The following is a 12711-nucleotide window of genomic DNA, read 5'->3' as shown; positions in this document are numbered from 1 at the left end:
GCGCGGTCAGAACGGAGAAACATTGAGGAAGAAGCGCTGCAGCCAGCCCATGTTCTGCGCTTCGTCGATCACGCCCTTGGCGGTGTATTCGATGCGCGCATCGGCGACCTGCGTCGACAGCACGGCGTTGTCGCCGGTGATGGTGCGGGGGTTGACCACGCCCGAGAAGCGGATGAACTCGGCGCCCTGGTTGATCGCCATCTGCTTTTCGCCGGAGACCACCAGGTTGCCGTTGGCCAGCACTTCCAGCACGGTCACGGTGATGGTGCCGTTGAAGGTGTTGGCCGCGCTGGCGCCGCCGCTCGCCTTCATGGTGTTGGCACCGTTCATATTGGCGTTCTGGCTGCTGCCGAACAGGCCGCCCAGCGCGCGCGGCACCGCGTCGAACGCCAGCGCGGCGTTGCCGGTGCGGCTGGTATTGGTGCCGGAGTTCTTGCTGGCGTTGACGTTCTCGGTGATCAGGATCGTCAGGATGTCGCCCACGTTGCGCGGGCGGCGGTCCTCGAACAGCGGATTGCCGGCGTACGACGACTGGTAGATCGATCCGGAAGCCGGCCCCATCGGGCGCGGCTCGGCGCGTGCCGTCGTGGGCATCTGCACCAGCGGCTCGCGCGGCATCAGCGCGCAGCCGCTCGTGGCCAGCATTGCCGCGCCGGCCAGGCAAACCAGCGCGCGCGCGCCCAGGCGGGAAAGCAAGGTGGCCATGTTCACACCAATCAACCCAGCTGCGCCAGGCGCTGCAGCATCTGGTCCGATGCCTGCACCGCCTTGCTGTTGATCTCGTACGCGCGCTGGGTCTGGATCATGCTGACCAGTTCCTCGACCACGTTCACGTTGGAGGCCTCGACATAGTTCTGCTGCACCACGCCCGCGCCGTTCAGGCCCGGCACGGTGGTGTTGGGCGCGCCCGAGGCATCGGTCTGCACGTACAGGTTTTCGCCCATGCTTTCCAGGCCGGCCGGGTTCATGAAGGTGGCCAGCTGCAGCTGCCCCACCTGCACGTTGGCGCTGGAGCCAGGCTGCGTCACCGACACCGTGCCGTCGCGACCGACCGTCAGCGACAGCGTGTTGGCCGGGATGGTGATGGCGGGCTGGATCACGAAGCCGCTGGAAGTCACCAGCTGGCCGTTCTGGTCCACCTGGAACGAGCCGTCGCGGGTGTAGGCGGTGGTGCCGTCGGGCAGCGCCACCTGGAAGAAGCCCTGGCCCAGGATGGCCACGTCCTTGGCATTGCCGGTCTGCTGCGGATTGCCTTGCGTGTGGATGCGCTCGGTGGCCACGGGGCGCACGCCGGTGCCCAGCTGCATGCCGGAAGGCAGCGTGGTCTGGTCCGACGACAACGCGCCGGGCTGGCGGATGGTCTGGTACATCAGTTCCTCGAACACCGCGCGGCCGCGCTTGAAGCCGTTGGTCGAGACGTTGGCCAGGTTGTTCGAGATCACGTCCATCTGCGTCTGCTGCGCATCGAGGCCGGTCTTGGCAATCCAGAGAGAGCGGATCATGTGGGTCCTTGCGTGGGTGCGGGGCCGGCACGGTCACGCCGTGCCGGCCGGTCATTCAGTTCAGTTGGTCGACAGCAGCTGGTTGGCGCGCTGCTCGTTGCCGTCGGCGCCCTGGATCATCTTCATCTGCATCTCGAAGCGGCGCGCATTGGCGATCATCTCGACCATGGCTTCGGTCGGGTTGACGTTGCTTCCCTCCAGCGCGCCGGAAATCACGCGCACGGTGGGATCGGCCTCGAGCGGCTGCGCGCCGGGGCGCAGGCGGAACAGGCCGTCATCGCCGCGGGCGATGGCGTCGTTGGGCGGATTGACCACGCGCAGCCGGCCCACCTGCGCCAGGCCGGCCGAGGCTTCGCCGGGGCCGCGCGCGGTGATGGTGCCGTCGGTGCCGATGGTCACCTGCGAGCCCGGCGGCACCGCCAGCGGACCGCCGTCGCCCATCACCGGCAGGCCGGAGAGGGTCTGCACCTGGCCGTCCTGCGCCACCTGCAGCGCGCCGGCGCGGGTGTAGGCCTCGGTGCCGTCGGGCGCCTGCACTACCAGCCAACCATTGCCCTGCAGCGCTACGTCGAGCGTGCGGCCGGTGTAGGTCAGCGGGCCGGCGCGCATGTCGGCACCGGGGGTCGAGGCCAGCGCGAAGGTGCGCGTGCCCGCTTCCGGCCCGACCACCGGCACCGCGCGGTACAGGTTGACCTGCGCGCGGAAGGCCGGCGTCGACACGTTGGCCAGGTTGTTCGATACCGCCGCTTGCTGGTCGAGTATCTGCTTGGCGCCCGACAGGGCGGTGTAGATCATGCGGTCCATGGCGGCGGCTCAGCTCAGCGTGGCGGTCACAGGTTGACCAGGGTCTGCATGACCGTGTCCTGCGCCTTGATGGTCTGCGCGTTGGCCTGGTAGTTGCGCTGCGCCACGATCAGGTTCACCAGCTGGCCGGACAGGTCCACGTTGGAGGCTTCCACCGCGTTCGAGCGCAGCGTGCCCATGCTGCCGCCGGCCACGCCGACCAGCGGCTGGCCGGAAGCGCCGGTGGCGGACCACACGTTGTCGCCCTCCGGCTTCAGGCCTTCGACATTGCCGAACGCGGCCATCACGATCTGCCCCAGCGGCTTGGTCTGCTCGTTGGAGTAGTTGCCGGTGATGGTGCCGTCGCCATTGACCGAGAAGCCCAGCAGGCTGCCCGAGGTGTAGCCGTTCTGGCTGAGCTGCTTGACGTCGTTGTCGGCGCCGAACTGGGTGGTGCCGGTCAGGTCCAGGCGCATGGCCATGGCCTGCGCACCGTTGGCCGCCGGCTGGGTCAGCGTGACCGCGCCCGCACCCGGCGCCTGCATTGCGCCGGCGTTGTCGAACGACAGCGTGACCGGCGCACCGCCAACCGCGTTGCCGTTGACATCGGTCACGTACATCTGCCAGTCGGTGCCGCCCGCGACGGTCGGCGCACCAGCCGACTTGGCGAAGTACGCCATCAGCTGCTGCTTGTTGCCCAGCGAGTCATAGACGTTGATCGCCGTGCTGTAGTTGAACATATTGCTGGTCGGCGGCACGCCGGCCGAGCTGGCAAACGCCTGCGTCGGCACGGTGGCGCGCGAATCCAGCTGGAACTGGGCGGTGATGCTGCTGGTGGCGCGCGGCTCCATCTGCGCGTTGCTGATCACCAGCGGCTGCGGCTGCACGCCCGCGCCGCCGGCCACGCCCGCCGGATAGCCCGTCACCTGCAGGCCCTGCATATTGGTGATGCGGCCGTCTTCCTGGCGCTGGAACTGGCCGTTGCGCGAGTAGTAGACCGCGCCTTCCGGGCTGGTCAGGCGGAAGAAGCCGTTGCCGTTGGTGATGGCCACGTCCAGCGAGCGGCCCGAGGCCTCGATATTGCCCTGGTTGAACGACTGCACCACCGAGTTCACGCGCACGCCCAGGCCGATTTTGGTGCCGGCGTAGACATCGGCGAACTGCGCGGCCGATTGCTTGTAGCCAACCGTGTTGGCGTTGGCGATGTTGTTGCCGATCACGTCCAGGTTGGACGCGGCGGCGTTCAGGCCGCTTACCCCTTGACCGAAACCCATGATTGCTTCCTTTTGACTAGGCTGTGGTTGAAGCCGGCCCGCGCGTGCGCGCTGCCGGCACCTGCGTATCTGCGTATTAGAGAATGCGGCGCACGTCGTCGACGTTGGCGGTCTGGCCGTCGCCCAGGTCCACCAGCACGCCGCTGGCGTCGCCGCTGATGCTCTGCACCTTGCCGTAGACCAGCGCCACCGGCTGCACCGAGGTGCCGTTGGCGGTGGCGGTGACCTTGAAGGTGTAGTCGCCATCGGCCACGACCACGCCGGCGTTGTTCTTGCCGTCCCATTCGACGTTGTGCACGCCCGCGGTCTGGCCCTTCATGTCGATGGTGCGCACCACGTTGCCGTCCTTGTCGAGCACGTCGACGGTGACCGCCTCCGCGGTCGACGGCAGGTCCACGCCGATCTTGCCCGGCACGCCGCCTTCGACCGACACCAGCTTGCCCGGCACCATCACGGTACGGCCGATCAGCGCGGCCGAATCCATCGCGCGGCTGGCGCTGACCTGCGACAGCAGCTGCGACAACGTGGCGTTCATGGTCTGCATGCCGCTGACCGTGCTGATCTGCGCCAGCTGCGAGGTCAGCTGCGCGTTGTCCATCGGGTTGAGCGGATCCTGGTTGTTCATCTGCGTGACGAGCATGGTCAGGAAGTTGTTCTGCAGCTCGGACGCGCTGGCGCTGCCGCTTTTCAGGGCGTCGTTGATGCCTTGCGTGTTGCTGCCTACCGCGGAGGTGGTGGTCATGTCTTGTGTTGGTCTGCGTGCGGGTGGAGGCGTTGCCGGTGTGGGCCGGGGCGTGTCACTGGCCGATCGTCAGCGTCTTGAGCATCATGTTCTTGGCGGTGTTGAGCACTTCCACGTTGGCCTGGTAGGAGCGCGAGGCCGAGATCATGTTGACCATCTCCTCCACCGGGTTGACGTTGGGCATCACCACGTAGCCCTGCGCATTGGCCATCGGATGCGTGGGGTTGTGCACCATGCGCGGGGGCGACGGGTCTTCGCTGACGCCCCGCACCTGCACGCCGCCGATATCGGTCTGGCCCGGCGTGGGCGCCATGCCGAACACCACCTGCTTGGCGCGGTAGGCTTGCCCGTCGGGGCTGACCACGCTGTCGGCGTTGGCCAGGTTGGACGCGGTCACGTTCATGCGTTGCGACTGCGCGGCCATTGCCGAGCCCGCGACGTCGAAGATGTTCATTGCCGGCATGGGTTCGCTCTTGCGGTTACTGCTGGATCGCGGCCAGCATGGTCTTGATCTTGGAATTCATCACCGTCAGCCCGGACTCGAAGTGCACGGCGTTGTCGGCGAAGGCCACGCGTTCGGTGTCCATTTCCACGGTGTTGCCGTCGACGCTGGACTGCAGCGGGATGCGGTAGGCCAGGTCGAATTCCTCGCGTCCCGGCGCCTGCGCGGGCAGGTGGCGCACCGACGTGGTCGACAGCGACATGCCCTCGTTGCGGTGGCCGCGCTCGACGGTCTGCGCCAGCGTGCTGGAAAAATCAAAGTCGCGCGCCTTGTAGCCGGGCGTATCCGCGTGCGCGATGTTCGAGGCAATCACCGACTGCCGCTGGTTGCGCAGGCTCAGCGCTTCCTGCTGGAAGCGTAGCGCCGCGTCGAGTCTGTCAATCATCTGGGATCTCCCTGCTGACCATGCGCTCCCGAGAACGGAGCGAACCTGCCTTCTTCAGGGTTGGCATCTTAGGCGGGGAGCTGTCACGCCAATCGGATGAATAAGGACGGGAAATCCGCGCATTTCGGCCCGCCCGCGCGCGAGGCGCTGCCTACAATGGGCCCCGATACCAGATGTATACGGCGCGCGCGGCCAGTCACGGGGCGGCGCACCGTCCTTGCCGGGAAGTCCAGATGAAACCGAATTGCCGTAATGCCCGCTGCCTGGCCCGCCGCCTGGCCCGCGCCCTGCTGGCCGCCTGCGCGGCCGGCCCTGCCGCCGCCGGCGCCGCGCCGGCGCAGGTCACGCCGGTGGCCATGCAGGCGCACGGCGCCGGCACCGCTGCCCACGCCGCGGCCAGCCCGTTCACCGAGGACCCCGCGCGCGTGGCGGTCGAGCGCTTCCTGCAGCAGCAGACCGCCGGCCTGCCGGGCAAGGTCAGCGTGCAGGTGGCGCCGCCGTCAGGCGGGCGCGCACCCGAATGCATCGCGCCCGACCCGTTCCTGCCCGCCGGCGCTTCGCCCTGGGGGCGCGTCTCGGTGGGCGTGCGCTGCGGCGGCGAGCGGCCCTGGGTGCGCTACATGCAGGCGCGCGTCTCGGTGCTGACCGACTATTACGTCGCCGCGCGCGCGCTGGGCGCGGGCGAGCCGGTCAGCCAGGCCGATATCGAAATCCGCCAGGGCGACCTGGGCGCGCTGCCGCGCGCGGTGATCACCGACCCGGCGCAGCTTGCCGGCGCCGTCACCGCCAACCGCATCGCCGCCGGCTCGCCGCTGCGCACCGACCTGCTGCGCAAGGCCATCGCCGTGCGCCAGGGCCAGACCGTCACCGTGGCGGTGGAGGGCGAGGCCTTCCAGATCACCAGCGAAGGCAAGGTACTGGCCGACGCCGCCACCGGCAACACGGTGCAGGTGCGCCTGCGCAGCGGCCAGGTGGTCAACGGCCTGGTGCGCAGCGGCGACACCGTGGTGCTGCAGTGACCGTGCCTCAAGTGCTGTAACCGTGGCTGAAAAGGCTGGCAATCCGGGGCAGGCCGCGTGCGAAAATGCCGCCGCAGCCGCCGCGCAGCGAATCCGGGCCAGGCGCCCTAAAGAATTCGCCGGCGCGTCCGTAATGCCATAGGAAACCAGCAAGGAACGCCCCGTGAAGATCAACCACTCCACCTCGTCCCGGCCCGCCGACGCCGCCGCTGGCGACGCCGCCCGGCCCCAGGCCCCGGCGGCCGCCGCGGACGCGGCCGCGCCCTCCGCCGGCCTGAGCGTCAGCCCGCTGGCCGCGCAGGTGCGCGACATCAGCGCCCGCCTGGCCCAGCCGGCCGACGACGATATCGATACCGCCAAGGTCGAAGAGATCCGCCAGGCCATCGCCGAAGGCCGGATCAAGATCGACCCGGGCAAGATTGCCGACGGCCTGCTCGCCACCCTGCGCGAGCTCGGCCAGGCCGACGCCAAATAGACATCATGAGCCAGAGCCTGATCCAGTCCCTGCAGCGCGAAACCGAAGGCATCCAGGCCTTCGGCCAACTCCTCGCCGAAGAGCGCGACGCCCTCAAGCGGGGCGACTTCCAGTCCCTGAGCGGACTGCTGACGCGCAAGGTCGAACTGGGCCAGGCCCTGTCCCGCCAACTCAAGGCCCGCGAAGTGCAGATGGGCGCGCTGGGGCTGCGCGCCGGCGCCGAAGGCCAGCTGCTGGGGCGCCAGGTCGACCCGGCCGTGGCCGATGCCTGGCGCGGGCTGATCTTTGCCGCCCGCACTGCGCGCGATGCCAATGCGTTGAACGGCGCCGTCGTCGACGCCCATCTCGACTTCACTCGCGAAGCCATTCAGGCGCTGCGCCAGCATAGTGGCGGGGATGCGAGGTTGTATGGGAAGGATGGGAAGGCGGCGGCTGGGGTGGGTGGGGTGAGTTTGGCGGCCGGTTAAGGCACATCTGGGAACGACCGGCCTCTGCGGGGAAGCGGCGCTTTCACCATGCCGCGACGTATCTCGTGAGAATGTTCCGTTTTTTCGTCACTTACTTGAAACCAACGAAAAAACGGAACATACTGTGGCCGTCATGCCGCACAACCGACAAACCCAACGCGTCCTTGACCTGGCCTCCAGGAAAGGACTGCTGCGCCCCGCCGATCTCGACAGCATCGAAGTCCCGCGCGTCATCCTGACCCGCATGGTTGGCGCTGGCCTGCTCGAAAAAGTCGATCGCGGCATCTACCGTCTGTCAGAGGATCCACGCTCCGAGCATGAGAGCCTGGCCGCCATTGCCACCAGGGTGCCGCAAGCGGTCTTCTGCCTGCTGACAGCGCTCCAGTTCCATGGCCTGACCACGCAGCTTCCGCGCGAAGTCTGGATTGCAATGCCGCGAGGCAGTCATGCGCCAAGAATCGATTTCCCACCGATCAAGATGATCCAGGTTGCCGACGATATCTTCTCGGCAGGCATCGACGTGGTCGAGCGCGACGGGATTCCGCTGCGGGTCTATAGCGCCGCGCGGACGGTGGCGGATTGCTTCAAGCACCGCAACAAGATTGGGCTCGACGTGGCACTGGAAGCCCTTAGGGACGCGCGGGCACAGCAGAAGGCATCGGCTGACGACCTCTGGCGCTATGCCAAGCTTTGCCGCGTCGCCAACGTCATGCGCCCGTATCTCGAGGTTGTCGAATGACCGGCGACCTCGCCGAGTCGGTGCGCGCGCGGCTGTTAGGTCAGCGGGCCTGACCCGGAAGCTTTCCGCTCGCGCTCTGTTTGCTCCCCTCGCCCGCTTGCGGGAGGGGGGCCGGGGGTGAGGGCCGGCGGTGGCAATTGCGACGGCCTTCACTTCGTTGATGCTCACGCCCTCACCCCGGCCCTCTTCCGCGAGCGGGAGAGGGAGTACACAAGCGGCAATTTGGAAGGCTCGAGGCAATGATGCCGCTGCGGGTTTTCTCCCCTCTCCCGCTTGCGGGAGAGGGGCCGGGGGTGAGGGCCGGGCGCGGGCAATAGCGAAAGGCCTTCACTTCGTGGAAGCTCCTGCCCTCACCCCAACCCTCTCCCGCACGCGGGAGAGGGAGCACACAATCGCGACTTCAGAGTCCCGTGGTCTGCAAACGCCAAGGCGCCTACCGAAACCCCACCACCACCTCATTACTCCGCCCCTGCAACACCGGCACCAGACTCCCCTGCCCCGGCACCCGGAACGCGAACACAAACCCCTTCGTGGCATCGTCGCCAAAGAACGCGTCGGTCTTGCCCTCAGCCTGCGGCAACAGCACGCAGCGTTGCGCATTGCACAGGTAGGCTTGCAGCTCCATCGGCGGCGTCTTGGCGAAGCTGTAGCGCCAGCGCACCGAGGTAATCACCCCTTCCGATTGCGGCAACACGCCGGTGGGCAGGATCGGCGGCGACACCGCGCGTTGGCCGCGGCCGTGCAGGGCCGGGCCGTTGACCGAGCCGGTCCAGGCGTGGCGGGTGCCGGCATCGAATGCGGCCCATGCGCACGCCGATACGGCCGCGAGCAACCAGCAGGCCCCGCGCGCGGCGCGCGCCTTCCCCGGCATCACAGCAAGCCGCGCAACTGGTTGCGCAGCCGGTTGATGGCCTGGCCGCGGATCTGGCATACGCGCGACTCCGTCACGTCGAGCACCGCGCCGATCTCGCGCAGGTTCAGTTCCTGGTCGTAGCACAGCGACAGCACCAGCTTCTCGCGCTCGGGCAGGCGTTCGATGGCGCGGATCAGCGCCTCGCGCATGCCGCTTTCCATCAGCACGGTGAGCGGGTTGCCGTCGTCGCTGCCGCCGAGGTGGCGGTCGAGGAAGTCTTCTTCGCCGGAGCGCTCGAAGTCTTCATAGTGCAGCAGCTGGCAGCCATAGACCTCGTTGAGCAGCAGCTGGTATTCGTCCAGCGGCATCTCCATGGCCTCGGCCACCTCGGAGTCGATCGGCGTGCGGCCGAGCTTCTGTTCCAGGTTGCGCTGGGTGCGTTCGATGCGCCGGGTGAACTGGCGCAGGCTGCGCGATTGCCAGTCGTTGGCGCGCACTTCGTCGAGCATGGCGCCACGGATGCGCTGGCTGGCGTAGGTTTCGAAGCGCGCGCCGTGCGTGTCTTCATAGCGCTTGGCGGCGTCGAGCAGGCCGATCATGCCGGCCTGGATCAGGTCGTCGATCTGCACGCTGGCGGGCAGCCTGGCAGCGAGCTGCAGCGCGATGCGGCGCACCAGCTGGGCGTGCGCCTTGACCACATCGGCCTGTTCGAGCTTTCCCTGGATCGTGTACATGGTGCAATTCTCGTGAATGCTGGATTGCTGGACCGTCGCAACGTGCGGCGGGGGCTGGCTCAGGGTCTGGTTCGGTTGGATGGCATGGCTGGCAGGCTCAGGCCATTGCGGCTGCGGGCGCGGGGGCGGACATTTCCGCGCGCAGTGGCCAGGCGCCGATGCCGCCGGCGCTGCGGCGCAGTGCCGCGGTGGCCGGCGCCGCCGGGAAGGCCTCGACCACGCAGCGGCCCAGCTGCACGGCGCGTGCCACCAGCGGGTCGGATGGCAACCAGCCCGCGCACAGCACTTCGACGCCGAGGTACTGGCTGGCGGTGCGCGCCAGGTTGCGCAGGATGGCCTGCACCGTGGCTTCGCTTGCCGCGAGGTTGACGACCAGGTGGAACTGGCGCCAGGCATACAGGTGGTGCAGCCGCTTGATGCAGGCGTAGGCGGCGGTGATCGACGCCAGCTCCGGGCGCATCACCACCAGCACGTTGTGCGCATCGCCCGCAAGCGGCGACAGCGCGCCGTCGGCATCGATCGCGGCATCCACCAGCACGCTGCGGAAATCCTGCGTCGCCGCCGGCGGCAAGGCAGCGCCCGGCGCCGGCCGGCCCGCCGGCAGCACCGACAGCACGCCCTGCGGGCTCACGCCCGCCGCAGCGTCCAGCGACAGCCGGCCCGCGTAAACGTCAGCCAGCGTGCCCGCCGGCCTTGCGCCGGACAGTTGCGTGGCCCGGGCGGCGGCGTCTTCGTCGACCAGCAGCACACGTTCGCCCTGCATCGCCAGCGCATGCGACAAACCCAGCGCCACGGTAGTAGCACCGGCGCCGCGTTCGCTGGCCAGCACGGCGATGCGGCGCGTGGTGCGCGGCGCCAGCATCCGGCGCAGGCTTTCGGCCTGGTCCATGGCGAGGGTGCTCACTGCAGGGCCTCCGCGGCGGCGGGCGCAGCGGTGGCGCGGCCCGGATAGTTTTCCAGCACGTCGAGCAAGGCCAGCATGCGGCCCATGCCTTCATTGAGCACGGTGCCCGGCACCGGTGCGCCCGGGCGCACTGCACGGCCGGCCAGGCGCGCCAGGAATGCAGGCGCGGCGGCGGTTGGCGCGTGTTCCAGGCGCAGCACCGACAGGCCCAGTTGCAGCGCGGCTACGGTAGCACCCGCGGCATCCTGCGCATCCTGCGCAAAGTGGTCGATGGCATGGCGCAGCGTGCGCAGGCCGGGCTCGGCCGCGTCGGTCCACAGCGCCCAGCGCGCCACCTGCGCGACATCCTGCGCCAGCGCCGGATCGCACAGCAGGTAACGCGTGTCGAGCAGCTCGCCGGTGGCGCGGTCAGCCAGGCGGGCCACCACCAGGCAGGCGTCGATGCCGCCTTCGGGCGTGCCCTTGCCGCGCACCGGGCTGTCCGGCACGCGCACGTCGGCGGTTGCCAGCCAGCGCACGGCGTCGCGCTCGCGCACGGTGTCTTCGCCGACGGCGTGGAAGGTCAGCGTGTCGGCCAGTGCATCCAGCTTCCACGCAGTGCCGGCGCTGACCACGCGCGCGGTCTTGCGCGCGCTGGCAACCCAGCGCTCGCCGGCCTGCTGCCAGCGCGCCAGCGTGGCGGCGGACGGCAGCGCGTCGACCAGGTTGACGACCTTGCGCGCGGCGCTCATCGCGGCGCGCAGGTTGGCGGCGTCGGCTTCGGCTTCGCCCAGCGGCTGGCCGGCACGGCCGGTCGGCGTGACGGCGGCGGCCAGCGGCATGCCGTTGCGGTCGGCCAGCCACAGCGTGTGCTGCATCGGCTGGGGCGAGCGGCGGCCGGGCACGGCCACCTGCAGCGTGGCGGCGATGGCCAGCACGTATTGCTCGCACTGGCGCGTCACGTCGCGGCACACCGCTTCGCGCACCTGCTGCGACATCGCTCGCAGGGCCGGCGCACCGGCGCCGCGCTGCTGCCACAGCGAGCGCGCCAGGTCGAAGCCCAGGCCCGCGCCGTTGAGTTCGGCCACGCATTGGCCGAGCGCGTCGGCGCTATCGGTCAGCGAGCGCAGCACGTCGGTGGCACCGCCACGCGCGGGGGTTTCTTCACCAGCCCCGGCGGCGGCACGACGCGCCGCATCGGCATCCGCAAACACCGAGCCGCGGCGCGGCGTGAGGAACGCGCGCTCGACCAGCGCGGTGCTGCTGGCCAGTTCCAGGTGCTCGGGCACGCGCTGCCCGGTGGAGGCGTAGAACACCGGCAGCCGGTGGCGGATCACCACGTCCAGCACCGAGCCCAGGTGCGTGGCTTCATCCAGCTTGCTGATGATGCAGCCATCGATGCCGCCGCCATCCGGCGCGGCGTCATGACGGTAGGCGTGCACCACTTCATTGAGGGTATCGCCATGGCTGGCGCCGTTGAGCAGCAGCACGCGCTGCACCGGCGCGGGCACGCCGGCCAGCATGGCGATCTGCTCCGACAGGCTGCGGTCGCGCTGGCTCATGCCGACGGTGTCGATGATCACCAGGTGCTTGTCCTTCATCGCCGCCAGCGCGAAGCGCAGGTCGGCGGCATCCTTTACCGCATGCACCGGCACGCCCAGGATATCGCCGTAGATGCGCAGCTGTTCATGGGCGCCGATACGGAAGCTGTCGGTGGTCAGCAGCGCCAGCTTGTCGGCGCCGTGGCGCAGCACGAAGCGCGCCGCCAGCTTGGCCGTGGTGGTGGTCTTGCCCACACCGGTGGGGCCGATCAGCGCCAGCACGCCGCCTTGCGCGAACAGGCTGTCCTCGTCGCCCAGCACCGGCACCTTGCTGGCCAGCTCCTTGCGGATCCAGCCCATCGCCGCGGGCCGGTCATAGCCCAGCGGCAGCCGCGCCAGCAGCGTGCGCGCCAGTTGCCCGGAGAAGCCCGCGCCCACCATCCATTCGAACAGCGATTCGCGCAGCGGGTCGCTCGCGGCCACGCCGTGGGCCGCCGCGCTGGGGGCGACGCCCGGCGCCGCACTGATGCCGGCCAGCTGGCGCTCCAGCATCGCCCGCATCGATTGCAGCTCGCCGCGCAGGTCGCCGATGGCCGCGGGCTCCGGCGCCGATGCCGGTGCCGGCGGCACATACACCTGCGCCGTGGCCTGCACGCTGCCCAGGTCCGTATCGCGCATGGCGACGATCTCCACGCCGCCCTCGACGGTGCGGTTGGACAGCACCACGGCGTCCGGCCCCATGGCTTCGCGCACCTGGCGCATGGCTTCGCGGCCGTTGGCCGCGACAAACTTGGCTACGCTCATCGTTGACT

The 12711-nt window shown here is 69.3% G+C and carries 15 protein-coding genes; 4 read left to right on the top strand and 11 right to left on the bottom strand.

Annotated features, from left to right (window positions below; all coding sequences use genetic code 11):
* Window positions 1-6 precede the first annotated feature (6 nt).
* From flgH to flgB, 7 genes are all read right to left on the bottom strand, one after another.
* Window positions 7-705: a flagellar basal body L-ring protein FlgH gene (flgH, locus tag CBM2594_RS16455; RefSeq protein ID WP_116357906.1), complete on the bottom strand. Its 699-nt coding sequence runs from the start codon at window positions 703-705 to the stop codon at window positions 7-9.
* Window positions 706-716: 11 nt separating this feature from the next.
* Window positions 717-1502 (bottom strand): flagellar basal-body rod protein FlgG, encoded by a 786-nt coding sequence (gene flgG / locus CBM2594_RS16450; RefSeq protein ID WP_062802353.1) that lies wholly within the window; start codon window positions 1500-1502, stop codon window positions 717-719.
* A gap of 60 nt (window positions 1503-1562) precedes the next feature.
* Window positions 1563-2306, bottom strand: coding sequence for a flagellar basal body rod protein FlgF (locus CBM2594_RS16445; RefSeq protein ID WP_116357905.1), 744 nt, complete (start codon window positions 2304-2306; stop codon window positions 1563-1565).
* A gap of 26 nt (window positions 2307-2332) precedes the next feature.
* Window positions 2333-3559: a flagellar hook protein FlgE gene (gene flgE / locus CBM2594_RS16440; protein ID WP_116357904.1), complete on the bottom strand. Its 1227-nt coding sequence runs from the start codon at window positions 3557-3559 to the stop codon at window positions 2333-2335.
* 76 nt (window positions 3560-3635) lie between these two features.
* Window positions 3636-4301: a flagellar hook assembly protein FlgD gene (locus CBM2594_RS16435; RefSeq protein WP_116357903.1), complete on the bottom strand. Its 666-nt coding sequence runs from the start codon at window positions 4299-4301 to the stop codon at window positions 3636-3638.
* 55 nt (window positions 4302-4356) lie between these two features.
* The gene (gene flgC / locus CBM2594_RS16430; RefSeq protein ID WP_010812667.1) at window positions 4357-4764 is read right to left on the bottom strand and encodes a flagellar basal body rod protein FlgC; all 408 of its coding nucleotides are present in this window, start codon (window positions 4762-4764) and stop codon (window positions 4357-4359) included.
* Window positions 4765-4780: 16 nt separating this feature from the next.
* Window positions 4781-5188 (bottom strand): flagellar basal body rod protein FlgB, encoded by a 408-nt coding sequence (gene flgB, locus CBM2594_RS16425; protein WP_012355129.1) that lies wholly within the window; start codon window positions 5186-5188, stop codon window positions 4781-4783.
* A 233-nt stretch (window positions 5189-5421) separates the two neighbouring features.
* Here flgB and flgA point away from each other — a divergent pair, with 233 nt between their 5' ends.
* The 4 genes from flgA (at window position 5422) to CBM2594_RS16405 (ending at window position 7888) form a co-directional block, all read left to right on the top strand.
* Window positions 5422-6207, top strand: coding sequence for a flagellar basal body P-ring formation chaperone FlgA (gene flgA, locus CBM2594_RS16420; RefSeq protein WP_116357902.1), 786 nt, complete (start codon window positions 5422-5424; stop codon window positions 6205-6207).
* Between the two features lie 163 nt (window positions 6208-6370).
* Window positions 6371-6682, top strand: coding sequence for a flagellar biosynthesis anti-sigma factor FlgM (gene flgM / locus CBM2594_RS16415; protein WP_116357901.1), 312 nt, complete (start codon window positions 6371-6373; stop codon window positions 6680-6682).
* Window positions 6683-6687: 5 nt separating this feature from the next.
* The gene (locus CBM2594_RS16410) at window positions 6688-7149 is read left to right on the top strand and encodes a flagellar protein FlgN (RefSeq protein WP_116357900.1); all 462 of its coding nucleotides are present in this window, start codon (window positions 6688-6690) and stop codon (window positions 7147-7149) included.
* Between the two features lie 133 nt (window positions 7150-7282).
* Window positions 7283-7888 (top strand): type IV toxin-antitoxin system AbiEi family antitoxin domain-containing protein, encoded by a 606-nt coding sequence (locus CBM2594_RS16405; protein WP_116357899.1) that lies wholly within the window; start codon window positions 7283-7285, stop codon window positions 7886-7888.
* 433 nt (window positions 7889-8321) lie between these two features.
* Here the strand turns inward: CBM2594_RS16405 and CBM2594_RS16400 are convergent, their stop codons facing one another.
* The 4 genes from CBM2594_RS16400 to flhF form a co-directional block, all read right to left on the bottom strand.
* Window positions 8322-8759, bottom strand: a complete 438-nt coding sequence (locus CBM2594_RS16400; RefSeq protein WP_116357898.1) for a flagellar protein FlhE — start codon at window positions 8757-8759, stop codon at window positions 8322-8324.
* Window positions 8759-9475 (bottom strand): RNA polymerase sigma factor FliA, encoded by a 717-nt coding sequence (locus tag CBM2594_RS16395; protein WP_116357897.1) that lies wholly within the window; start codon window positions 9473-9475, stop codon window positions 8759-8761. Before CBM2594_RS16395 ends, CBM2594_RS16400 begins: the two co-directional genes overlap by 1 nt.
* Window positions 9476-9572: 97 nt before the next feature.
* The gene (locus CBM2594_RS16390) at window positions 9573-10364 is read right to left on the bottom strand and encodes a MinD/ParA family ATP-binding protein (protein ID WP_116357896.1); all 792 of its coding nucleotides are present in this window, start codon (window positions 10362-10364) and stop codon (window positions 9573-9575) included.
* Window positions 10365-10375: 11 nt separating this feature from the next.
* Window positions 10376-12703, bottom strand: a complete 2328-nt coding sequence (gene flhF / locus CBM2594_RS16385) for a flagellar biosynthesis protein FlhF (protein ID WP_116357895.1) — start codon at window positions 12701-12703, stop codon at window positions 10376-10378.
* Window positions 12704-12711 lie beyond the last annotated feature (8 nt).

It is taken from the genome of Cupriavidus taiwanensis (genome assembly GCF_900249755.1).
In the GTDB taxonomy this organism is placed as follows: domain Bacteria; phylum Pseudomonadota; class Gammaproteobacteria; order Burkholderiales; family Burkholderiaceae; genus Cupriavidus; species Cupriavidus taiwanensis_D.
This window is presented reverse-complemented; position numbering and strand designations above follow the sequence as displayed.

What these genes read in the sequence shown, in the direction of transcription:
- flgH (WP_116357906.1), bottom strand. Translation starts at nt 705, where the DNA reads ATGGCCACCTTGCTTTCCCGCCTGGGCGCGCGCGCGCTGGTTTGCCTG.
- flgG (WP_062802353.1), bottom strand. Translation starts at nt 1,502, where the DNA reads ATGATCCGCTCTCTCTGGATTGCCAAGACCGGCCTCGATGCGCAGCAG.
- CBM2594_RS16445 (WP_116357905.1), bottom strand. Translation starts at nt 2,306, where the DNA reads ATGGACCGCATGATCTACACCGCCCTGTCGGGCGCCAAGCAGATACTC.
- flgE (WP_116357904.1), bottom strand. Translation starts at nt 3,559, where the DNA reads ATGGGTTTCGGTCAAGGGGTAAGCGGCCTGAACGCCGCCGCGTCCAAC.
- CBM2594_RS16435 (WP_116357903.1), bottom strand. Translation starts at nt 4,301, where the DNA reads ATGACCACCACCTCCGCGGTAGGCAGCAACACGCAAGGCATCAACGAC.
- flgC (WP_010812667.1), bottom strand. Translation starts at nt 4,764, where the DNA reads ATGCCGGCAATGAACATCTTCGACGTCGCGGGCTCGGCAATGGCCGCG.
- flgB (WP_012355129.1), bottom strand. Translation starts at nt 5,188, where the DNA reads ATGATTGACAGACTCGACGCGGCGCTACGCTTCCAGCAGGAAGCGCTG.
- flgA (WP_116357902.1), top strand. Translation starts at nt 5,422, where the DNA reads ATGAAACCGAATTGCCGTAATGCCCGCTGCCTGGCCCGCCGCCTGGCC.
- CBM2594_RS16410 (WP_116357900.1), top strand. Translation starts at nt 6,688, where the DNA reads ATGAGCCAGAGCCTGATCCAGTCCCTGCAGCGCGAAACCGAAGGCATC.
- CBM2594_RS16405 (WP_116357899.1), top strand. Translation starts at nt 7,283, where the DNA reads ATGCCGCACAACCGACAAACCCAACGCGTCCTTGACCTGGCCTCCAGG.
- CBM2594_RS16400 (WP_116357898.1), bottom strand. Translation starts at nt 8,759, where the DNA reads ATGCCGGGGAAGGCGCGCGCCGCGCGCGGGGCCTGCTGGTTGCTCGCG.
- CBM2594_RS16395 (WP_116357897.1), bottom strand. Translation starts at nt 9,475, where the DNA reads ATGTACACGATCCAGGGAAAGCTCGAACAGGCCGATGTGGTCAAGGCG.
- CBM2594_RS16390 (WP_116357896.1), bottom strand. Translation starts at nt 10,364, where the DNA reads ATGGACCAGGCCGAAAGCCTGCGCCGGATGCTGGCGCCGCGCACCACG.
- flhF (WP_116357895.1), bottom strand. Translation starts at nt 12,703, where the DNA reads ATGAGCGTAGCCAAGTTTGTCGCGGCCAACGGCCGCGAAGCCATGCGC.